The organism is Verrucosispora sp. WMMA2121 (genome assembly GCF_027460185.1).
GTDB lineage: Bacteria > Actinomycetota > Actinomycetes > Mycobacteriales > Micromonosporaceae > Micromonospora > Micromonospora palythoicola.
The window spans coordinates 146,809-167,920 of the sequence record NZ_JAPZBH010000006.1; the positions used below are offsets into that span (position 1 = coordinate 146,809).

Genomic DNA, 21,112 nt, shown 5'->3' on the forward strand with positions numbered 1-21,112 from the left:
CCGGTCAGGGGCGGGCGGTGGGCAGCATCGGGCTGGGCCAGTAGGGGCGGTCGGCCTCCCGCAGCGCGGCGGCCCGCAGCGCGGCCAATTGCCGTTCCACCTCGGCGAAGTGGTCGGCGGCGAGTGGGCCGAGGGCGAGCGCGGCGGCGTTCTCCTCGACCTGGGCGACGGTGCGGCAGCCCGGGATCGGGACGGTCCGGTCGCTGCGGGCCCAGATCCAGCCCAGCGCCCCCTGGGCCAGGGTGCGCCCGTCGGCGGTCAACGCCGCCCGGACCGCCTGCACCCGACGCAGCCACTCCGGTGCCGGCCGCCCGCCCCGGAACCACTCCAGCCAACCCGAGGTCGTTCCGCGCACGTCGTCGCGGGGCAGCACCGACTCGGGACGGTACTTGCCGGTGAGCAGCCCCATGCCGAGCGGACCACGGTTGACGCTGGCCAGGTCGTACTTCGCGCAGACGGCGAGCAGGTCGGGCGCGTCCCGCAGCACCGACAGGCCGTGCTGCACGGCCGTGGCGTGCGGGGCGTCGTGCCCGAGGGCCGCCGCCCGGTCGGCCCGGTCGGTGCTCCAGCCGTACGCGCGGACCAGACCGTCGGCCACCAGCTCCTCCAACGCGCCGATCAGCTCGTGGGCGCGGGGCACCGGCAGGTCGGCCAGGTGCAGCTGGTAGAGGTCGATCCGGTCGGTGCCGAGACGGCGCAGCGAGTCCCGGACCGCCCGCCGCAGGTACGCCGGTGAGGCGTCGGGCCCGATGCCCTGCCGGGTCCGCTCGTCGAACGTGTACCCCCACTTCGTGGCGATCACCGCCTCGTCACGGCGGCCGCCCAGGGCCCGCCCGAGGACCCGTTCACCGTGTCCCGCGCCGTGGCTGTCGGCGGTGTCGAAGAGGGTCACGCCGAGGTCGAGCGCGCGGCGGATCGCCCGGACCGACTCCTCGTCGTCGACGGCCCCCCAGCCCAGCGGCATGCGCCCCACCGTCCACGGGCCGGCGATCGCCCAGCAGCCCATGCCCAGGGCGCTGACCGCGATGCCGCTGCGGCCCAGTGTCCGCGTCGACTCCACCACCGGCGCATCGTGCCATCTTTCGGACAGGCAATGACGAAGATCCAGCACGATCATCCGTACGGGCACCGGCGGGCGTACGGATCACCCGACCGGCGGTCGATCCGGCGCGGTTTCGTCGCTGCCGCGCCGCGTCGCGGACGACCTGCGGATGGCCGGCGAATCCCCTTCCTCACCGCGTCGCCTCTGCTCTGCTTACCGATACGCATCGACTTCACTGCGTGACCGCCGCGTGGGTTGAAGCAGAGCAAAGGGCGCGTACCAAGTGGTCGCCCCGGCGCGAGCGGAGACGGCGCGGCGCGAGCGGAGACGGCGCGGCGCGGCGCGAGCGGGATCAGGCGGGCCAGGCGCGAGCGAGCAGGTCGCGGGTGTCGCCCAGCAGTTGCGGCAGGACCTTGGTGCGCCCGATCACCGGCATGAAGTTGGCGTCGCCGCCCCACCGGGGTACCACGTGCTGGTGCAGGTGGGCGGCGATGCCGGCACCGGCCACCCCGCCCTGGTTCATGCCCAGGTTGAAGCCGTGGGCACTGCTCACCTTGCGGATGACCCGCATGGCGGCCTGGGTGAACGACGCCAGCTCGGCGGTCTCCGGCCCGTCCAGGTCGGTGTAGTCGGCCACGTGCCGGTACGGGCAGACCAGCAGGTGCCCCGGGTTGTACGGGTACAGGTTGAGCACCACGAACACGTGCCCGCCACGTGCCACGACCAGGCTCTCCTCCGGCGGGCGGGCCGGGGCCAGGCAGAACGGGCACCCCGAAGGTCGCTCGTAACCTCCCTCGGGCCGGTCCTCCCCGGAGATGTACGTCATCCGGTGGGGCGTCCAGAGCCGGTCCAGCCCGTCGGCCATGTCCCTGTCGTCGGTGTGCTCCTCCGCCCCAGTCACACCGGCGATCCTACGGCCCTGACCGGCCGTCACATCTCGGCGGAGGGGCCGGTGTTGGTCCGGGAGGTGACCACGTCCAGGACGTGGGTGACCGCCTCGGCCAGCGGTACCCCGTTGCGCTGGGAGCCGTCCCGGTAGCGGAACGAGACGGTGCCGGCGGCCACGTCGTCGTCGCCGGCGATCACCATGAACGGGATCTTCTGCTGCTGTGCGGTGCGGATCTTCTTCTGCATCCGCTCGTCACCGGCGTCCACCTGGGCCCGGATCCCCTCCGCGCGCAGCGCGGCGACGAAGCCGTGCAGGTAGTCGGTGTGGTCGTCGCGGATCGGGATGCCGACCACCTGCACCGGGGCCAGCCAGGCCGGGAACGCCCCGGCGTAGTGCTCGGTGAGCACGCCGAAGAACCGTTCGATCGAGCCGAAGAGAGCCCGGTGGATCATGACGGGCCGCTGCCGGGTGCCGTCGGCGGCCTGGTACTCCAGGCCGAACCGCTCCGGCTGGTTGAAGTCGACCTGGATGGTGGACATCTGCCAGGTCCGGCCGATGGCGTCCTTGGCCTGCACGGAGATCTTCGGACCGTAGAAGGCGGCGCCGCCCGGGTCCGGCACCAGTTGCAGGCCGGAGGTCTCGGCGGCGGTACGCAGCGCCTCGGTGGCCTCGGCCCAGTCGTCGTCGGAGCCGATGAACTTCGGCGAGTCGTCGCGGGTGGACAGCTCCAGGTAGAAGTCGTCCAGGCCGTAGTCGCGCAGCAGGTCCAGCACGAACGACAGCAGGGTGGTCAGCTCGCCGGGCATCTGCTCCCGGGTGCAGTAGATGTGCGAGTCGTCCTGGGTCAGACCGCGTACCCGGGTCAGGCCGTGCACCACACCCGACTTCTCGTACCGGTAGACGGTGCCGAACTCGAACAGCCGCAGCGGCAGCTCACGGTAGGACCGTCCGCGCGACCTGAAGATCAGGTTGTGCATCGGGCAGTTCATCGCCTTGAGGTAGTACTCCGCGCCCTCCAACTGCATGGGCGGGAACATCGTGTCGGCGTAGTACGGCAGGTGGCCCGAGGTCTCGAAGAGCTGCGCCTTGGTGATGTGCGGGCTGTTGACGAACTCGTACCCCGCCTCCTCGTGGCGGCGACGCGAGTAGTCCTCCAACTCCCGGCGGATGATGCCGCCCTTGGGGTGGAAGACCGCGAGGCCCGAGCCGATCTCGTCGGGAAAGCTGAACAGGTCCAGGTCCGCGCCGAGCTTGCGGTGGTCGCGCCGGGCGGCCTCCTCCAGCAGCTTCAGGTACGCCTTCAACCCGTCACGGGTCGGCCACGCGGTGCCGTAGACCCGTTGCAACTGCGGGTTCTTCTCCGACCCCCGCCAGTACGCGGCGGCCGAACGCATCAGCTTGAACGCGCCGATCAGCCGGGTGTTGGGCAGGTGCGGCCCCCGGCACAGGTCCGACCAGCAGACCTTGTCCTCGTCGGCGGCGAGGTTGTCGTAGATGGTCAGCTCACCGCCGCCGACCTCCATCACCTCGGACGAGTCCAGTCCCTCGCCCTTGACGTCGATCAGCTCCAGCTTGAACGGCTCGGCCGCCAGCTCGGTCTTCGCCTCGTCCAGGCTGTCGAAGCGGCGACGCCGGAACCGCTGCCCCGACTTGACGATCTCCTGCATGCGCTTCTCGAGCTTGGCCAGGTCGTCGGGCTGGAACGGCTTGTCCACCGCGAAGTCGTAGTAGAAGCCGTTGTCGATCGGCGGGCCGATGCCGAGCTTCGCCTGCGGGAAGATGTCCTGCACGGCCTGGGCCAGCACGTGGGCCGTGGAGTGGCGCAGCACGTTCAGCCCGTCCGGGGAGTCCAGCGCGACCGGTTCGACGGTCGTCTCCTCGGCGGGTCGCCAGTCCAGGTCGCGCAGCACGCCGTGCGGGTCGCGGACCACCACGATCGCCCGGGGGCCGTTGGTGGGCAGCCCGGCCGCGGCCACCGCGTCGGCCGCCGTGGTCCCGGCGGCGACGACGACGGGGTCGGCCACGGCGGGGGTACGGGGTGCGGACACGGATGACTCCTCGCAGCAGACGTGACGGATGGTGCCGATGTCGGCGCACTGATGCTATCGGGCGCCCGGGACGTCACCGCCGTCGACACCGACGGCAGGCGATTCCCGCCACCGTTGAACCTTTCCGGCCCCGGATCCGAACTACCGGGTGTGGCCGGAGCCGGTTCCGGCCGCGTGGACACGGATGGGAACCCAGATGGCGATGACGCACGGCCCGAGCCGTCGACGCCGGGGCGCGCTGGTGGCCGCCCTGGCCACGGCCGTGGTGCTGCTCTGGCCCGCCACGGCGTGGGCCGACGGGGTGACCTTCACCCCGACCGAGGCACAGCAGGGCAACGCGGTGAAGCTCGAATTCGTGGTGCCCGACGAACGGCCCGGTGTCCGTACCGAGAAGATCGAGATCGCGATCCCCGAGGATCCGCCGATCGCCGAGGTGTACCCGCTGTCGGTCGAGGGCTGGGCGCCGACGATCACCACCCGGAAGCTGGACCGGCCGGTGTCCGGCATGCACGGCCCGGCCACCGACGTGGTGACCGCCTCGCTGATCTGGTCGCGGGCGACGGGCCAGGCGGGCGAGGGCCCGGCTCGGCTGGTGTTCTCGATGGCCCCGCTGCCGCAGACCGAACGGTTGAACTTCGAGCTGGTGCAGACGTACGCCGACGGTCTCCAGGTGCGCTGGGGCGCCGGTCCCGGCCAGCGTCCGCTGCCGGCGCTCACGCTGGTGCCCGGCGACCCGGCCTACCCGGGCGCCCACGGTGGACACGGCGCGCCCCCCGGCGGCGCGGCGCCCGCCGCGGCGCCGCCCACCACCGCCACCTCCGACGGCGGCCCGAACGCCAACAGCCTGCTCGCCGCCGGGCTGGTCGCCGGCCTCGGCGGCGGCGCGGTGGTGGGTTGGCTGATCAGCCGCCGACGCCGCGCCGCCACCGAGGAGATCGACCGTTCGGTGCTCGACGAGGAGCCGCCCGCCGAGCAGGCGGCAGCCGCAACGGTCGACGTCGGGACGTCCGGCGGCGGGGCGGACGCCGCCGGTGCGGCGGGGACGTCCGAGGGTGCCGGCTCCGACGTGGTCGAGGCGGGCGTACGGCGCTGAGCGACGGGCGCGGCGGGTCCGGGTCAGCCGGCCCGCTCAGAGCGGGGCACGGCACGTCCGGGTCAGCCGGTCCGCTCAGCGGACGGCGCGGCGGGCGCGGCTCCGGGTCAGCCGGCCCAGTCGGGTAGCGGCTCCCGGGCGGCCAGCCAGTCGGCGGGCACCCCACGCCCGGTGGCCACCCCGGTGTACGCGGCGACGATCCCACCGACGATGGCGGCGGTGGTGTCCACGTCGCCGCCCGCCGCGACGCAGGCGCGTACCGCGGCCGGATAGTCGTCCAGGTGGGTGGCGGCGACCCAGCAGGTGAAGGCGACGGTGTCCTGCGCGGTGACGCGGGAGCCGTTGCCGAGGGCGTCCACCACCTCCGGCAGCGGTCGGCCGAGCAACTCCGCCGCCCGGCGTACGCCCCGGTGCACCTCGGTCGCCGGGTCCACCGCGGCGGCGACGCCGGCGAGCAGGCGACCCGGATCCGGCCGGTCCCCGTCCAGTCGGGCCCGGACGGCTCGGGCGGCGGCCACCGCGACCGCCACCGCGCCGGCGATCCCCTCCGGGTGGGCGTGGGTCACCTCGGCCGACGCCTGCGCCGCCTCGACCACCCGGCTGGTCGAGTCGGCGAAGTACGCCCCCAGCGGCGCGACCCGCATCGCCGCGCCGTTGCCGCAGGAGCCCTGCCCGTCGAACGCGGACGCGGCGGCGACCGGCCACGGGGTGCCGGTCCGGATAAGGCGCAGGATGCGCACCGCTCCCGGCCCGTAGCCACGGTACGGCTCGCAGCGTTGGGCGAAGTCGAGCGCCAGAGCGTCCCGGTCGATCCGACCCACCTCGGCCAACTGGGCCAGCACCGAGCAGGCCATCTCGGTGTCGTCGGTCCACTGCCAGGGCGGTGGCGGCAGCCGGTCGGCGGTCAGGTCGGCGGGGTGCCGGCCGGGAACGAAGAACTGTGAGCCCAGAGCGTCGCCGACCGACAGGCCGACGAGGCTGTCCCGGGCGAGGGCCAGGCGGGTGTCCGGAAAGAGGGTGAACGTCATGGTCACACCAGCTTGACCGGTACCAGGGGTGGGCGCAATCACGGCGCACTTGCCGTCCCGAGTACCGTGCTTGGGTGGCCACCGTCCTCCTGGTCGAAGACGATCACGTCGTACGCGGCGCGATGCTTCGCTCCCTCACCGACCGGGGTCACGCGGTACACGCGGTGGGCACCGCGTTGGACGCGTTGCGCCGGGTCGCGGCCGAGACGCCGGACCTGGTGGTGCTCGACCTCGGCCTGCCGGATCTGGACGGCTCGGACGCGCTGCGGATGCTCCGGGGCATCACCGACGTGCCGATCATCATCGCGACCGCCCGCGACGACGAGCAGTCCGTGGTCAAGCTGCTGCGAGCCGGTGCCGACGACTACATGATCAAGCCGTTCACCGGCGCGCACCTGGACGCCCGGATCACCACGGTGCTGCGCCGCGCGGGCCGGGCCAGCCGCTCCGCCCAGCCGGCCGTGCACAGCGTCGGTGGGCTGCGGGTGGACGTCGGCGAGCGCAGCGCCCACCTCGACGGTGCGGCGCTGGCACTGACCCGCAAGGAATTCGACCTGCTGGCGTATCTCGCCGCCCGTCCTGGCCGGGTAGTGTCCCGGCGGGAGCTCTTGGAGGAGGTATGGCGGCAGCCATCGGTCGGCGAGGATCAGACCATCGACGTTCACCTGTACTGGCTACGGCGCAAAATGGGCGAGTCCGCGGCGAAGCCACGCTACCTGCGCACCGTGCGGGGGGTGGGCTTCCGGCTGGTGGCGCCGGACTGAGACCGACGCTGGCCCTGTTGACGGCCGGCGTGGGCACCCTGCTGGCACTGGCCTTCCTCGTGCCGCTCGGGCTGACCCTCGGCGGGCAGGCCCGGGAGGAGGCGATCGCCGACGCGGCCCGGCGCAGCGCGTTGGTGACCGGGGCGCTCGCCGTCAGCACCGAGTCGGAGGTGGTGACCCGGGCGATCGAGGCCAGCGGTGGCGACCCGGCCACCCGGCCGGTCGTGCACGGGCTCGACGTGGACTCCACCACCGGGCGGGCCGACGCGGCGCACCTCGCGCAGGCCCGGGAGCAGGGACGGTCGCTCGTCGTCGACGTCGACGGCGGGGTGCTGCGGCTCGATCCGGTGGTGCTGGGCGAGCGGACCGCCGTGGTCGAGGTCTTCGTGCCGGACACCGCGCTCGACGGCGGTGGTGGCCGGTGGTGGCTGCTGATCGGAGTGGCCGTCGCGCTTGTGGGCGCCGCGATGCTGGTGGTGGACCGGCTCGCCGCCCGGGCGGCCGACGCGAGCCGGGCACTGGTCAAGGCGGCGCTCGCGATCGGCGACGGCGACCTGGGCGTACGTGTCGAGCCGAACGGCCCGCGCGAGCTGGTGGAGGCCGGCCACGCGGTCAACCGGATGGCGCAACGGTTGGTGGCGGCGCGCACCGAGGAGCGGGAACTGGTGGCGGACCTGTCCCACCGGCTGCGTACCCCGTTGACCGTGCTGCGGCTCGACGCCGAGGCACTGGAGTCCGACGACACCAGTGTCGGCTCGTTCAGCCAGGCCGAGCTGGACTACCGGCGCGGCATCCGGCGGATCCGGCAGGCGATCGTCACCCTGGAGGGTGAGATCGATGTCCTGATCAAGACCACCCGCAAGGCGGTGGCGACCGAGGCCGCGCCACCGGCGATGTGCGACGTAAGCGAGGTGGTCCGGGACCGCATGGTGTTCTGGGCCGCCCTCGCCGGTGACCAGAACCGCCCGCACCGGGTCTCCGGTGCCCAGTTGCGCATCCCCGCGCCGGTTCCCCGGGCCGAGTTGGCCGCCGCCCTGGACGCCGTGATCGGCAACGTGTTCCGGTACACCCCGCAGGGCACCGCGTTCGAGGTGGCGGTGTCGCGACGCGACGGCTACGTGGCCATCCGGATCGACGACGCCGGCCCCGGTATCGCCAACCCCGATCGGGCCCTGCGGCGCGGCGCCAGCGACCAGGGCTCCACCGGCCTGGGGCTGGACATCGCCAAGCGGGTGGCGTTGCAGGCCAACGGCTCGGTGAGCATCGACCGGGCGCACCTGGGCGGGGCGAGTGTGGTGATGCTGCTGGCCGACCCGGAGGCGACGCCGCGCCAGGTCAGCCGGTTCGGTCTGGTGGGCCGGATGGCTCGGGAGGGCCGGGAGCAGAAGGCCGGTGGCCGCCGCTGGCCCCGGCAACGCCCGACGGACCGCTGACGGCCGGTGCCGCGGGAGTGGGGGCCGGCCGCTTCGGGTTGTGCGAGGGCGCAAGTCTTCCTTAGATCCGAATTAACCCCGTTCCACCCGACCGGTCCCGGCTGACAGGATCGCTGGCGAACCCAGCAGTTCCACCGGCCTGTCGCTCCCAGCGCCGTCGGCCGGTGGAGCCGTGCGCGCGGCGGGAGACACGGTCCCCCCACACCTCCTCCCGCCGCGCGCCACCTGGCCGGTGCACCCGGGCGACGGCGGCCGGCGCCACCCGGGCGACGGCGTCAGCCGCGCCGGTCGGCGGAATAGGTGTCGATCTCCGCCAGGATCCGCCGCCGGCCGGCCTCGTCGAGGAAGGACGCGGTCACCGCGTTGCGGGCCAGCTCGGCCACCCCGTCCGGCCCGATGTCGAGCAGTCGGGCGGCGACCGCGTACTCGTCGTCGAGGGTGGTGCCGAACATCGGCGGATCGTCGGAGTTGATGGTCACCAGGACCCCGGCGTCGACCAGCCGGCGCAACGGATGCTCGTCGATGTGGGCCACGGCCCGGGTACGCACGTTCGACGTCGGGCAGACCTCCAACGCGATCCGGCGCTCGGCCAGGTACCCGAGCAGGTCCGGGTCCTGCGCGGCGGAGATGCCGTGGCCGATGCGTTCCGCGCCCAGCTCGTGCAGGGCGTCCCAGATCGTCTGCGGGCCGGTGGTCTCACCGGCGTGCGGCACCGACCGCAGCCCGGCGGCGCGAGCCTGGTCGAAGTAGGGCTTGAACTGGGGCCTTGGCACGCCGATCTCCGGGCCGCCGAGGCCGAAGCTGATCAACCCGTCGGGGCGTTCGTCGAGCGCGATCCGCAGCGTCTCCTCGGCCGCCGGCAGGCCGGCCTCGCCGGGAATGTCGAAGCACCAGCGCAGCTCGATGCCGAAGTCGGCGGCGGCCCGCTTTCGCGCGTCCTCGATCGCCTCGCAGAACGCCGGTGCCGGGATGCCTCGGTGCACGTGCGAGTAGGGGGTCACGGTCAGCTCGGCGTAGCGAACCTGCTGGCGGGCCAACTCCCGGGCCACCTCGTGGGTGAGGATCCAGACGTCGTCCGGGTCACGGACCAGGTCCACCACGCTGAGGTACAACTCGACGAAGTGGGCGAAGTCGCGGAAGACGAAATAGTCGGCCAGCAGCTGCGGGTCCGCCGGGACGGGGCTGCGTCCCTCGTGCCGGGCGGCCAGCTCGGCCACGATGCGGGGCGAGGCGGAGCCGACGTGGTGCACGTGCAGCTCCACCTTGGGCAGTCCGGCGATGAAGGTACGCAGGTCGGTCACGAGTTCTCCTGGGCGGAACCGGTACGGGCGACGAAGAAGATCCGTCGGAACGGGAAGTACACCTGGCCGCGCCGCACCGGGTACGCCTCGGCGAGGCGTACCGCCAGCGCGGCCCGGAAGGCGGACCAGCCGGCGGCGTCCAGCGCCGCCCGGACCGGGCGCAGGGCGGTGCCCTCCAGCCAGGTCAGCACGGGGTGGTCCGGTTCTCCACCGGCCGCCAGCAGGTGCACGTAGGTAGTCTCCCAGGCGTCGACGGTGCAGCCCGCGGCGACCAGCGACCCGGCGTAGTCGACCGGTTCGGCGACCGGCGCCTCCCGCAGCAGCGGGCTCAGCACCGCCCGCCACGGCGGGCGACCGGCGACCTCGCGCAGCGCCCGATGGGAGGGTGCGTCGAAGTTTCCCGGCACCTGCACCGCCAGCCAGGCGCCGGCCGGCAGCTCGGTGGCCCAGCGGACGAGCAGGTCCCGGTGACCGGGCACCCACTGGAGCACCGCGTTGCTGACCACCACGTCGGTGTCCGGCTCGGGACGCCAGTCGCGCACGTCCGTTACCTGGAAGCTGGCCGGGACGTCGAGCGTGCCGGCCCGGGCGATCATCTCCGGCGAGGAGTCCAGGCCGACCACCCGGCTCTGCGGCCAGCGGGCCGCGAGCACGGCGGTCAGGGTGCCGGGTCCGCATCCGAGGTCGACCACCCGCCGGGGGCGGTCGGCAGCCACCCGGGCCAGCAGGTCGTGGAAGGGCCGGGAGCGCTCGTCGCCGTAGCGCAGGTACGCCGTCGGATCCCACATGTCCGCGCCCACCTCCCACAAACCGTACGTCCGTCTTGTTAGATTACGGCCCGGCCACCGGTGCGGCAACCCGGGTCACTAGGCTCACCGCATGGAGCAACGCACGTTCCCCCGCATGGATCGCCAGGTCGGCGTGGTCGGGCTCGGCGCCTGGCAGCTCGGCGCCGACTGGGGCACGGTCACCGAGGACGACGCGATGGCGGTGCTGACCGCCGCGGTCGACGCCGGGGTCACCTTCCTGGACACCGCCGACGTCTACGGTGACGGGCGCAGCGAACAGCTGATCGGACGTTTCCTGGCAGCGCATCCCGACGCCGGTCTGACCGTGGCGACCAAGATGGGCCGGCGGGTGGCGCAGACGCCCGAGGCGTACACCCTGGACAACTTCCGCCGGTGGACCGACCGGTCCCGGACGAACCTGGGCGTGGACACACTGGACCTGGTGCAGCTGCACTGCCCGCCGACGGCCGTCTTCGGCACCGACGAGGTCTTCGACGCCCTCGACACCCTGGTGACCGAGAAGCGGATCGCCGCGTACGGCGTCAGCGTGGAGACCTGCGACGAGGCGCTCACCGCGATCGCCCGCCCCGGGGTGGTCAGCGTGCAGATCATCCTCAACGCGTTGCGCCACAAGCCGCTCGAACGGGTGCTGCCGGCCGCCTCGGCCGCCGGGGTCGGCATCATCGCCCGCGTACCGCTGGCCAGCGGCCTGCTCTCCGGCCGCTACGACGAGCACACCACGTTCGCCGCCGACGATCATCGCAACTACAACCGGCACGGGGAGGCGTTCGACGTCGGCGAGACGTTCTCCGGGGTGGACTTCACCACCGGCCTGGCCGCGGTGCGACGGATCGCCCCGCTGGTGGGCGCGGACCGCACCATGGCCCAGTTCGCGCTGCGCTGGGTGCTCGACCAACCGGGCGTAACCGTGGTCATTCCCGGTGCCCGCGACGCCACCCAGGCCCGCGGCAACGCCGCCGTGGCCGGCCAGGCCCCACTGTCCCCTGGGGAACTGGCCGAGGTGACGGCGGTCTACGACGACCTGATCCGCCCCCAGGTGCACCACCGATGGTGAGCGGTGGGCCCGGCGACGGCCCGTTCGACGGTGGGCCCACCGGTGGTGGGCCGGCCGCGCCGCCCGGCGGCGCACGGCCGGGTGGCGAGCCACCGCGGCGGCAGACCGTGATGACCGGTTGGCTCCGGCTGACGCTCGGGCTGCTGGCCGTGGTGGTGGGTGCGGTGTGGACGGTGCAGGGCCTCGGTTACGTCGAGGGCAGCGTGATGACCGGCCAGCGGATCTGGGCGGTACTCGGACCGCTGCTGATACTGGTCGGGTTGGCCCTGCTCTGGCTCGGCGTCCGCACCCGGGACCGCCGCTGAGGCGACCGCGACGACGATGCGGAAAGCCCCGCGTCCGATGGGACGCGGGGCTTCGCACTGATTCGGGGACTGCCTCGCCAGTGGCCGACGGTCGCCGACCGGTGCCTCAGAGGGGGCGGACCTGCTCGGCCTGCGGACCCTTCTGGCCCTGGGCGATCTCGAACTCCACCCGCTGGTTCTCCTCCAGCGTGCGGTAGCCGCTGGTCTGGATGGCCGAGAAGTGGACGAACACGTCAGCACCCCCGCCGTCGACGGTGATGAAGCCGAAGCCCTTGTCAGCGTTGAACCACTTCACGGTTCCCTGCGCCATGTGTATCTCCTTCTAAAACTGGCGGCCGAGCACACCGTGCGGCCGGTTGGCCGTTTCGAGCAGCGGTGCCTGAGGCGGCCCCCGGTGAAGGAGACTTCTCTCAACCCACGCCGTCTCTCAACAGCGTGGAACAGCTTAACCACGTACGCAAAAACTGTGCAGAGCCTAGCCGACGAAATTCTCCGACATGTGACCTGACGGATGCGTCGAATCCGTCGGTCGGAAGCGGTCGGGCAAGGCAAAAGGCCCCCTCACCGGCAACCGGCGAGAGGGCCTTGAGACGAACCTTCAGTCCGGCCAACTACCGGTCAGCCGACGGACGCCGACCGCACCGCCCCGGTCCACCGCCGCCCGGACGACCGAGAAGATGGCGCCCTGCAGGGCGGCCGCCGCGAGGATCTCACCCCAGCGACGGTCCTCGTCCGTCGGGTTGGGCGCCTCACCGTCACCGGCGGTCATCTTCCACACCTGCCGGAAGACCGCGCCCGCGATCGCGCCGGCGGCGAAGCCCATCAGCACGCCGACCGGCTTGTAGGCGGCCCTGCCGATTCCCTTGCTCACGCACGCCTCCCTCTAATGATCATCAACACCACGGCGGCGGCGAGCGCACCGGCCGCGAGCGCGATGAACGGCGCGGGTCCCGGGCGGCTCGGACCCTGCTGGTGGTTCAGGCCGGCCTGGGCGCGCACCCGGGCGACCGTCATCGCAGCCTGCTCGCGTACCCGCTCCCGCGCCTGGTCCGCCGAGGACTTCAGTCGCTTCTTGACGTCGGCCTTGGCGGCCAGCGCCTCCATCGTCTCGCCCAACTCGACGCGGGTACGCCGGATCTCCTCCCGCAGCGCCTCCGTGTCACCCGTACCGTTACCTGTCATGCCCGTCCCCTGTCCTTCACCGCGGCGCTGACCACGTCGACGTCGGCCCGTAGGCTGCGCACGGTCGCCTCGGGCACCGGCGGGACCGCGCGGCTGACCCGGCGCTTGCCGATCAGCGCCAGCACGCCGGCGACCAGGAACAGGGTCACCGCCACGATCAGCGCGGCAGCCCACGCCGGCAGCACCAGGGCCAGCAGGAGGATCGCGGCGGTCACCAGTGCCCCCAGGCCGAAGAAGGCGAGGGCACCGCCCCCGGCGAACAGGCCGACACCGATGCCCGCCTGCTTGCCCTTCTCGGTCAGCTCGGCGCGGGCCAGCGTGAGTTCGTCCCGAACCAGGCGCGAGACCTGCTCGGTCGCCCGCTGAACCAGTTCGGCGGTGGACGGCTCCGTCCCGTTGTGGGCCATCCGCCCGTTGTGGGACGTACGGGCGTTCGCCACGTCAGCCATGCTGTCCCCCTCTCGTCATCACCGCGCTGTATGCCCGGAGTCGCCGCTCGTCAATCCTGTTCCCGAAAAAGGGGGCAGAAGCGTCGGGCAGCACGTCCCCACCGGACGCCGCGCCAAACCTGCCCATCCGAGTGGATAACGAGGTGGTCAGCGGCGAGGTTCGGCGGGCTGCCGGGCCTCGACCGTCTCGTCGGGGCCGACGAAGGCCTCGTTGCGAGCGTGGCCGTCGTCGCTGCCACCGAAGAGCCGGGCGTCGTCGGGCACCTCGGCCTCGGTCCGGCGGCGCGTCGAGTGCCGCGGCTGGATCCACTGCCACGCCAGGTCGCTACCGCCGTCGCCGACCTCGGTACGCAGGCGGGGCATCGCGGTGGGCCGGTGGTCGCGTACCCAGGCGACCAGGTGTTCCCGCACGAGGCAGCGCAGGTCCCACAGGGCCCCCGCGTTGCTGGCGCTCACCAGCGCGCGAACCTTGATCGTGCCGCCGGTCGCGTCGGTGACCTGGAGGACACAGACCCGGCCGTCCCACAGCTCGGTGCTCTCGACCAGTCGGCGCAGCTCCTCCCGCATGGCCTGCACCGGGATCGACCAGTCGACCTCGAACTCGGCCGTGCCCAGGACCTTCGCCTCGGTCCGGGTCCAGTTCTGGAACGGCTTGCTGGTGAAGTAGGAGGTCGGCAGGATCAACCGCCGGTCGTCCCAGACCTGGACCACCACGTAGCTGAGGGTCAACTCCTCGATCCGACCCCACTCCCCCTCGACCACCACCACGTCGTCGAGGCGTACCGCGTCGCTGAAGGCCAGTTGCAGGCCGGCGAAGACGTTGCCCAGCAGGCTCTGCGCGGCCAGGGCGGCGACCACACCGACCACACCGGCGCTGGTCAGCACGCCGGCACCGATGCCCCGCACAGCGGGGAAGGTCATCAGCATCACGCCGAGGGTGATGACGACGATCACCACTATCGTCACCCGGCGCAGCATCACCACCTGGGTGCGTACCCGCCGGGCGTGCCGGTTGTCCGGCACGTCCACCCGGAACCGGGCGAGCGCGGTGTCCTCCACCACCACCAGCAGCGAGGCGACCAGCCAGGCCGCCGTGGCGATCACGGCCAGCACCAGCAGGTGCAGCAGGGCCTGGCGCCAGCCGGTGCCGATCGCGTACCCGGTGCTGAACCGGACGGCGAACTGCACGGCGAGCACGGTGGCGGCGACCTGGAACGAACGGTGCGCGTGCTGGGTCAACTCGGTCAGCAGCAGTGATTTGCGGCCCCAGCGACGGGTGAGGCGGTGCACCACCTCGACCACGGCAAGAGCGATCGCCGCCGCGGCGAGCGCGGCGACGACCGTCACGAGGTAGCTGTGCACGTGTTGCTTCTCCTTCCGGCCCGACGGCGATCCCCGGTGGTGGTGTCCGGCGTGCGGGCAATCAAGATCCGGCAAAGGGGCAATGGTGCCCTGGATCGCCGGCCCCGGCCACCGCGGGGGTGGCCGGGGAGGAGAAGGTCATACCTTGCGGTAGCGGGACTGGAGGAAGCAGTAGACACCGAAGGCGGCGATGCCCAGCGCGATGAGGGTCAGCAGGATGGTGCCGAACGCCTGGTCACGCAGGGTCCGCAGCGCGGCGTCCAGACCACGGGCCTTCTCCGGGTCGTAGTTCACCGCGGCCAGTATGACCAGCAGGCCGGTCACGGCGAAGGCGACACCCCGGGAGGCGTAGCCCGCCATGCCGAGCCGACGGGCGAGCTGCCGGGTCTTGGCGCTCATCTCGCCGGTCTTCAGCCGCTTCATGAACTTCTTCTTCAGGCCGTAGATCGTCATGCCGACACCGATGCCCGCGAGCACCAGACCGGCGAGACCGACCAGCCAACGACCCCCGGTGGACTCCATCAGCCGGGCCGACAGGTCCTGCTGCTGGGAGGCGCTGTCGGAGTTGGCGTCGGAGAAGACCTTCCAGGCGGTCCAGGCCAGCCAGAGGTAGATCAGGGTGCGGGCGGCGGAGACGATCCGTTCCTTGAGCCGGTCGTTGCCGCGCTCGGTGCGGTGCCCGACGGCCGCTTCGAGGGCCTGCCAGATCGCCATGGCGAGCATGCCCACGGCGATCGCGACGACCAGGAACTGGCCCATGGGTTGCGCGGCGAGGGTACGCAGCGCGCCGGACTGGTCGCCGTCGCTGGACGAGTTGCCGAAGGCGATCTGCAGCGCCAGCCAGCCGAACAGCAGGTGCACGATCCCGTAGCCGATGAAACCGGCCCGGGCGAGGAGTTCCAGCCACCGGCTGTCGGCCGTACGGGCGGCGGTGGCTTCGGCGTTCCGGGTAAGAGACATGGCGCCTCAATCTCCGAACGCGAAGATTTCCAAACGTGCTGGCCGCCGCCCGAGTATCGTCAGCCGCCGTTACGCGCGATCCGGACCTTCACCTCGCTGTCGGTGACGCTGTCCAGGGTGACCGCGAGGCCACCGACGTCGGCCGCCTGCTGGCCCACCGTGAGGGACAGCTGCTCGCCAGCGACCTCGATGGTGGCCACGTCGTCCTGCGTCTCGACCAGCCGAGCCTCGACGCCGAGGATGTTCGCCCGGGCGTCCACGCCCCCGTCGAAGGTCACCGTGCAGGCGTCCAGGCCGCAGTCGGTGCTGGCCCCCTCGGAGCTGCAACCGGCCAGCAGGGCCGCGCCGAGCGCGAGACCGGCCAGCATTCCGGCGAGCCGGGTGGAGGTGCGACGGGTGAAGGTGGGCGGGAGCTTTCCGGCGAGGGATCGGTTCGTCACGCCGTCAAGCGTACGAGACACCGGCGAACCGACCGGGCGGGCCGACCGGCGATGGACAATGCAGGAGTGAGCATGCTGGTCGAGGACAATCCCGCCAAACACCGCTACGAGATCCTGGTCGACGACGCGCTGGCCGGCTTCACCGCCTACCTGCCCCGTGACCAGGTGCTGATCTTCACGCACACCGAGGTGGATTCGGCCTTCCAGAACATGGGCGTCGGTTCGGCGCTGATGCGCGGCACCCTCGATCAGGTCCGCGCGCAGGGGCAGCGGGTGGTGCCGCGTTGCCCGTTCATGGCCGCCTTCATCGAACGCCACCGGGAGTACGCCGACCTGGTCACCAGCCCGGACTGACCACGCCGCCGGCGAGCAGCTCGGCGGCGGCCCTACCGGCGGCCCGGGTGGCGCCGTGGGTGGCGATGTGCACCGCCCCGGTGACCAGCGCGGGCACCCCGAGTTCGACGACGACCGCGTCGGGGCGGGCGGTCAGCGCCCGATCGACCGCGTACCGCATCCAGGGGTGCCGGTGCAGGTCGCGCACGACGAGCACCAGTGGCCGCCCGGCGGCACCGGCGGCCGGGTCGCCCGGCGCCGACTGCTCGACGTGCCGGACGCTCGTGGTGCCCGGCACCAGGGCGGCCAGCGGCGCCGCCACTCCCCAGGGAGTCGCCGACCCGATCGCGATGTTGTGCGGTGGCTGGAACTCCACCACGTGCGCCGGGCCGCGCAGCGGCAACGAGACGGTCGTGGCGTCGCTGGTGGTGACCCGCACGGCGCGTCGCGCCGCGACCAACCCGACCGCTGAGCCGCCGGTCGGGCCGGCGGGGCGGGCGGTACGGGCCGCCACGGTCCAGGCGGCGAGTTGGCCGACCCGCTTGGCCGCCTCGGTGAGCCGCTCCTCGGGCAACTCCCCGGCGACGACCGCGTCGACGATGGCGTCGCGCAGGTGGCGGGCCGTCTCCTCGTCGGCGTGCTCGCCGCCGACACAGATCGCGTCGGCACCGGCGGCGAGGGCACGCACGGCCGCACCGGCGAAACCGTAGCGGTCGGCGACCGCGCCCATCTCCACCGCGTCGGTCACCACCACGCCGTCGAAGCCCATCTCCTCGCGCAGCAGGCCACCCAGGATGCGGGCGCTCAGGGTGGCCGGCAGGTCGGGATCCAGCGCCGGCACCAGCAGGTGCCCGGTCATCACCGCCTGGACGCCCGCCGCCACGGCGGCCCGGAACGGAGCCAGCTCGACGGCGTGCAGCCGGTCCCGGTCGGCGTCGATGCGGGGCAGGTCGTGATGGGAGTCGACGCGGGTGTCGCCGTGGCCGGGAAAGTGCTTCGCGCAGGCGGCGACGCCGCCGGACTGCAGGCCGCGTACCCAGGCGGTGGTGTGCCGGGCGACCAGCGACGGCTCGGCGCCGAACGAGCGGACGCCGATCACCGGGTTGTCCGGGTTGGAGTTTACGTCCGCGTCGGGCGCGTAGTTGAGGGTGATCCCGGCGGCGGCGAGTTCCGCGCCGAGGTCGCGGGCCACCTCCTCGGTGAGAGCCGGGTCGTCGACCGCGCCGAGTGCCAGGTTGCCCGGACGGGAGCTGCCCAGACCGGACTCGATGCGGGTGACGTCGCCGGCCTCCTCGTCGATGGCGACGATCACGTCCGGCCGCTCCGCCCGCAGCGCGGCGGTCAGCGCGGCCACCTGCCCCGGATCGACGACGTTACGGCTGAACAACACCACCGAGCCGAGCCCGTCGCCGAGCCAGCGGCAGATCCAGGCGGGTGGGACGGTGCCGACGAAACCGGGCTGCAGGACCGCGGCCGCCAGGGTCGCCAGGTTTCCGTTGCGCTCGGTCCGCTCGCTCATGCCGGCACTCCGCTTCGCTGCGTGCCGCCATGAGACACCACCGCGCTGAGTTGATGATTCGCTCGCTGCCGCTCGCTCATTCGGCGCTGTACCCCCGCGTGTTCCGCCGTGGACTCCCGCCGGCCGGCGGTCCAGACATGGTCACACCGCGCCACCCCAATAGTCAATAAACCTTACAGTTGCCCTGGGAGCGCTGCACCGCGACAGTGCGGGTATGGACCCCGTGCTGCTGGCCGACGCGACGAGCCCGGCCGACATCCCCGGCGTACGCCTGCTCGGCCTGGTGGTGGGCGGTCTGCTACTGCTGATCGCCATCCGCGCGATGTTCCGCCGTTGAACCACCGGAGCGGGTGTGACCGGCGCCCGCCGGGGTACCGCCTGCCCCACAGGCATCAGTGGGGCGAGGGGGAAGCAATGAAGATCGGATATTTCCTGTCCACCGAGGAGTACGCGCCGGCCGAACTGCTCGACCAGGCCCGGGCCGCCGAGCGGGCCGGCTTCGAGGCGTTGTGGATCTCCGATCACTATCACCCCTGGATCGACGCCCAGGGGCAGAGCCCCTTCGTCTGGTCGATGCTCGGCGCGCTGAGCCAGGTCTGCCGGTTGCCGGTGACCACCGCCGTCACCTGCCCGACGGTACGCATCCACCCGGCGGTGCTCGCCCAGGCCGCGGCGACCACCTCGGTGCTGCACTCCGGCCGGTTCGTCCTGGGGGTGGGCTCCGGCGAGGCGCTCAACGAGCACATCCTGGGCGGTGCGTGGCCGGGGGCCGGCGTCCGGCTGGAGATGCTGGAGGAGGCGGTCGAGGTGATGCGCAAGCTGTGGCGCGGCGGCTTCGTCAACCACCATGGCCGGCACTACCAGGTGGAGCACGCCCGGATCTACACGCTGCCGGAGACTCCCCCGCCGATCTACGTCTCCGCGTTCGGGCCCAAGGCCGTGGATCTGGCCGCCCGGATCGGCGACGGTTTCGTCAACACCATGCCCGACGCCGACCTGGTGCGCCGGTTCCGGGACAACGGCGGCGGCGACAAGCCCTGCCAGGCCGGTTTCAAGGCCGCGTACGCGCCGACGGTCGAGGAGGGCATGAGGCTGGCGTACGAGCGCTGGCCGACCGAGGCGATCCCCGGTGAGCTGCTCCAGGTGCTGCCCTCGCCGCGCCACTTCGAGCAGGCGGCCACGCTCGTGGATCCGGAGGCGATGCGCGAGGCGTTCGTCTGCGGCAGCGACGCCGACGCCCACCTGGCGAAGATCGACGCGTACGCGAAGGCCGGGTTCGACGAGGTCTACGTCGCCAACACCGGGCCGAACTGGTCGGGGTTGCTCGACCTGTACCAGCGCGAGGTGCTCCCCCGGCTGCGTTGATCAACCCGGGTTTCGGCGCGGAGCCGCCCGGGTACCTGCGGCCTTCGATGAAACTGACCACGCACTCGATGTCGTTGCGCCGCGCCGCGCGCAGCCTGTTCGGTTGGACCGCGCTGCGGCCCAACCAGTTGGCCGCGATGCGGGCCGTGATGCGCCGCCGCGACGCCCTGGTGGTGCTGCCCACCGGCGCCGGCAAGTCGGCGATCTACCAGATCCCGGCCAGCCTGATCCCCGGCCCGACCGTGGTGATCTCTCCGCTGCTGGCGCTCCAGCAGGACCAGATCGCCGCGCTCAACGAGCGGCAGCGCGCGGAACTGCGAGCGGTCCGGATCAGCTCGGACGAGACCGCCGCCCAGCAGGCCGAGGCGATCGCCGAGATCCGCGACGGGCGGGCCGAGTTCCTCTTCATCACCCCGGAACAACTGGCCAACCCCGACCGGCTGGCCGAGGTCCGGGACCTCAAGCCGGCGCTGGTGGCGATCGACGAGGCGCACTGCATCTCCGCCTGGGGCCACGACTTCCGCCCGGACTACCTGGCCCTCGGGCAGCTGATCGAGGGCATCGGCCGACCACCGGTGGTCGCGCTGACCGCCACCGCCTCCCCGCCGGTACGCGACGACATCGTCAGCCGGCTGCGGCTGCGCAAGCCCGAGATCGTGGTCTCCGGCCTGGACCGGCCCAACCTCTTCTTCGAGGTGGCGCACTGCCCCACCGAGGACTACCGGTGGCGGCGGCTGATCGCCCTGCTGCGTGAGGACAAGCGACCCGGCATCATCTACGTGCCCACCCGCCGCGCCGCCGAGGAACTGGCCGACCGGCTCACCGACGCGGGTTATCCCGCGCAGTACTACCACGGTGGGATGCCGGCCAGCGCCCGCGCCCGGCTGCACGAGGCGTTCCTCGCCGACCAGGTGCCGATCATGGTGGCGACCTCGGCGTTCGGCATGGGCATCGACAAGCCCAACATCGCCTGGGTGGTGCACATGGCGCTGCCCGACTCGCCGGACAGCTACTTCCAGGAGATCGGCCGGGCCGGCCGCGACGGTCAGCCGGCCCGGGTGCTGCTGCTCTGGCAGGCCGAGGACGTCGGGCTGCAACGCTACTTCAGCGGTGGCCTGCCCGACGCCACCGAGCTGCGCGACCTGGCCGCGTTGCTGCGCAAGGAACGGACCACCCGCAAGGAGCTGCGCGAGGTGACCGGGCTCGGCCCGCGCAAGCTCGGGCAGTACCTCGCCCTGCTGGAACAGGTCGGCGCCGCCCAGCAGGCGCCGGGACAGCGGGTTGGCGCACCCCGTTACGCCCCCACCCCGGTCGACGCGGCGGCGGCCGCGGTGGCCGAGGCGGAGCGGCAGCAGAGCCTGACCCGGTCGCGTACCGACATGATGCGGGCGTTCGCCGAGACCAGCGCCTGCCGGGGGCAGACGTTGCTGGCCTACTTCGGCGAGCAGATGAGCGAGATCTGCGGGCACTGCGACAACTGTCACGCCGGCACCAGCGTGCCCGACGACGGTTCGGTGGGCCCGTTCCCGGTGCACAGCCAGGTGCGGCACGCCGAGTGGGGCTCCGGCCTGGTGCTCAGCTACGAGGAGGGCCGGATGACGGTGCTGTTCGACGAGGTCGGGTACAAGACGTTGTCGGTCAGCGTGGTGTCCGAACAGGGTCTGCTCACCCTGAACTAACCTGAGCCGCACCGCCGCCGGCGGTGCGGGCTGACGAGGACGTGAACGACGAGCGGG

The 21,112-nt window shown here is 72.4% G+C and carries 23 protein-coding genes; 9 read left to right on the forward strand and 14 right to left on the reverse strand.

Features of this window, described 5'->3' with window-relative positions; genetic code table 11:
* Nucleotides 1-4: 4 nt before the first annotated feature.
* The 3 genes from O7605_RS09625 to thrS all read right to left on the reverse strand — a co-directional run bounded on the left by O7605_RS09625 (nt 5) and on the right by thrS (nt 3,979).
* Nucleotides 5-1,063: an aldo/keto reductase gene (locus O7605_RS09625; RefSeq protein ID WP_269738855.1), complete on the reverse strand. Its 1,059-nt coding sequence runs from the start codon at nt 1,061-1,063 to the stop codon at nt 5-7.
* A 331-nt stretch (nt 1,064-1,394) separates the two neighbouring features.
* Nucleotides 1,395-1,907, reverse strand: coding sequence for an HIT family protein (locus tag O7605_RS09630; protein WP_269742581.1), 513 nt, complete (start codon nt 1,905-1,907; stop codon nt 1,395-1,397).
* A 65-nt stretch (nt 1,908-1,972) separates the two neighbouring features.
* Complete coding sequence (gene thrS, locus O7605_RS09635; protein WP_269738856.1) at nt 1,973-3,979, reverse strand: threonine--tRNA ligase; 2,007 nt, start codon at nt 3,977-3,979, stop codon at nt 1,973-1,975.
* Between the two features lie 196 nt (nt 3,980-4,175).
* Between thrS and O7605_RS09640 the strand changes: the two genes are divergently transcribed.
* Nucleotides 4,176-5,072 carry a DUF1775 domain-containing protein gene (locus O7605_RS09640; protein WP_269738857.1) on the forward strand — a complete coding sequence of 299 codons (897 nt, stop codon included), beginning with the start codon at nt 4,176-4,178 and terminating at the stop codon, nt 5,070-5,072.
* Nucleotides 5,073-5,179: 107 nt separating this feature from the next.
* On the opposite strand, the gene O7605_RS09645 is transcribed toward O7605_RS09640, so the two are convergent.
* On the reverse strand, nt 5,180-6,100 hold the full coding sequence (locus O7605_RS09645; protein ID WP_269738858.1) for an ADP-ribosylglycohydrolase family protein: 921 nt from the start codon (nt 6,098-6,100) through the stop codon (nt 5,180-5,182).
* A 74-nt stretch (nt 6,101-6,174) separates the two neighbouring features.
* On the opposite strand from O7605_RS09645, the gene O7605_RS09650 reads away from it, so the two are divergent.
* Complete coding sequence (locus O7605_RS09650; protein ID WP_210824668.1) at nt 6,175-6,864, forward strand: response regulator transcription factor; 690 nt, start codon at nt 6,175-6,177, stop codon at nt 6,862-6,864.
* Nucleotides 6,865-6,881: 17 nt separating this feature from the next.
* Nucleotides 6,882-8,297: a HAMP domain-containing sensor histidine kinase gene (locus O7605_RS09655; protein ID WP_269738859.1), complete on the forward strand. Its 1,416-nt coding sequence runs from the start codon at nt 6,882-6,884 to the stop codon at nt 8,295-8,297.
* Nucleotides 8,298-8,572: 275 nt separating this feature from the next.
* On the opposite strand, the gene O7605_RS09660 is transcribed toward O7605_RS09655, so the two are convergent.
* On the reverse strand, nt 8,573-9,598 hold the full coding sequence (locus tag O7605_RS09660; RefSeq protein WP_269738860.1) for an adenosine deaminase: 1,026 nt from the start codon (nt 9,596-9,598) through the stop codon (nt 8,573-8,575).
* Nucleotides 9,595-10,386 carry a trans-aconitate 2-methyltransferase gene (locus O7605_RS09665; protein WP_269738861.1) on the reverse strand — a complete coding sequence of 264 codons (792 nt, stop codon included), beginning with the start codon at nt 10,384-10,386 and terminating at the stop codon, nt 9,595-9,597. The genes O7605_RS09660 and O7605_RS09665 overlap by 4 nt, the downstream gene beginning before the upstream one ends.
* Nucleotides 10,387-10,477: 91 nt before the next feature.
* Here O7605_RS09665 and O7605_RS09670 point away from each other — a divergent pair, with 91 nt between their 5' ends.
* A complete protein-coding gene (locus O7605_RS09670) occupies nt 10,478-11,461 on the forward strand; it encodes an aldo/keto reductase (protein WP_269738862.1) in 984 nt (327 codons plus the stop codon).
* 110 nt (nt 11,462-11,571) lie between these two features.
* Complete coding sequence (locus O7605_RS09675) at nt 11,572-11,766, forward strand: hypothetical protein (protein ID WP_269742582.1); 195 nt, start codon at nt 11,572-11,574, stop codon at nt 11,764-11,766.
* A gap of 106 nt (nt 11,767-11,872) precedes the next feature.
* Here the strand turns inward: O7605_RS09675 and O7605_RS09680 are convergent, their stop codons facing one another.
* From O7605_RS09680 to O7605_RS09710, 7 genes are all read right to left on the reverse strand, one after another.
* Nucleotides 11,873-12,076: a cold-shock protein gene (locus O7605_RS09680; RefSeq protein WP_011905669.1), complete on the reverse strand. Its 204-nt coding sequence runs from the start codon at nt 12,074-12,076 to the stop codon at nt 11,873-11,875.
* Between the two features lie 288 nt (nt 12,077-12,364).
* Nucleotides 12,365-12,637: a DUF4235 domain-containing protein gene (locus tag O7605_RS09685; RefSeq protein WP_164445246.1), complete on the reverse strand. Its 273-nt coding sequence runs from the start codon at nt 12,635-12,637 to the stop codon at nt 12,365-12,367.
* Nucleotides 12,634-12,948, reverse strand: coding sequence for a DUF3618 domain-containing protein (locus O7605_RS09690; protein ID WP_269738863.1), 315 nt, complete (start codon nt 12,946-12,948; stop codon nt 12,634-12,636). The genes O7605_RS09685 and O7605_RS09690 overlap by 4 nt, the downstream gene beginning before the upstream one ends.
* A complete protein-coding gene (locus tag O7605_RS09695; protein ID WP_269738864.1) occupies nt 12,945-13,397 on the reverse strand; it encodes a phage holin family protein in 453 nt (150 codons plus the stop codon). Before O7605_RS09695 ends, O7605_RS09690 begins: the two co-directional genes overlap by 4 nt.
* Nucleotides 13,398-13,544: 147 nt before the next feature.
* A complete protein-coding gene (locus tag O7605_RS09700) occupies nt 13,545-14,759 on the reverse strand; it encodes a mechanosensitive ion channel family protein (RefSeq protein WP_269738865.1) in 1,215 nt (404 codons plus the stop codon).
* 138 nt (nt 14,760-14,897) lie between these two features.
* The gene (locus tag O7605_RS09705; protein WP_269738866.1) at nt 14,898-15,719 is read right to left on the reverse strand and encodes a DUF1206 domain-containing protein; all 822 of its coding nucleotides are present in this window, start codon (nt 15,717-15,719) and stop codon (nt 14,898-14,900) included.
* A gap of 59 nt (nt 15,720-15,778) precedes the next feature.
* Entirely contained in the window at nt 15,779-16,159 is a 381-nt protein-coding gene (locus O7605_RS09710) for a hypothetical protein (protein ID WP_269738867.1), read from the reverse strand.
* A gap of 72 nt (nt 16,160-16,231) precedes the next feature.
* Here O7605_RS09710 and O7605_RS09715 point away from each other — a divergent pair, with 72 nt between their 5' ends.
* Entirely contained in the window at nt 16,232-16,513 is a 282-nt protein-coding gene (locus O7605_RS09715) for a GNAT family N-acetyltransferase (RefSeq protein WP_166457974.1), read from the forward strand.
* Here O7605_RS09715 and O7605_RS09720 read toward each other — a convergent pair.
* Complete coding sequence (locus O7605_RS09720) at nt 16,497-18,011, reverse strand: glycoside hydrolase family 3 protein (protein ID WP_269738868.1); 1,515 nt, start codon at nt 18,009-18,011, stop codon at nt 16,497-16,499. The two genes, O7605_RS09715 and O7605_RS09720, sit on opposite strands and share 17 nt — an antisense overlap.
* 214 nt (nt 18,012-18,225) lie before the next feature.
* On the opposite strand from O7605_RS09720, the gene O7605_RS09725 reads away from it, so the two are divergent.
* The 3 genes from O7605_RS09725 (at nt 18,226) to O7605_RS09735 (ending at nt 21,055) form a co-directional block, all read left to right on the forward strand.
* Nucleotides 18,226-18,348, forward strand: a complete 123-nt coding sequence (locus O7605_RS09725) for a hypothetical protein (RefSeq protein ID WP_269738869.1) — start codon at nt 18,226-18,228, stop codon at nt 18,346-18,348.
* A 77-nt stretch (nt 18,349-18,425) separates the two neighbouring features.
* Entirely contained in the window at nt 18,426-19,376 is a 951-nt protein-coding gene (locus tag O7605_RS09730; protein WP_269738870.1) for a TIGR03557 family F420-dependent LLM class oxidoreductase, read from the forward strand.
* 47 nt (nt 19,377-19,423) lie between these two features.
* Nucleotides 19,424-21,055, forward strand: a complete 1,632-nt coding sequence (locus tag O7605_RS09735; RefSeq protein WP_269738871.1) for a RecQ family ATP-dependent DNA helicase — start codon at nt 19,424-19,426, stop codon at nt 21,053-21,055.
* Nucleotides 21,056-21,112: the final 57 nt, after the last annotated feature.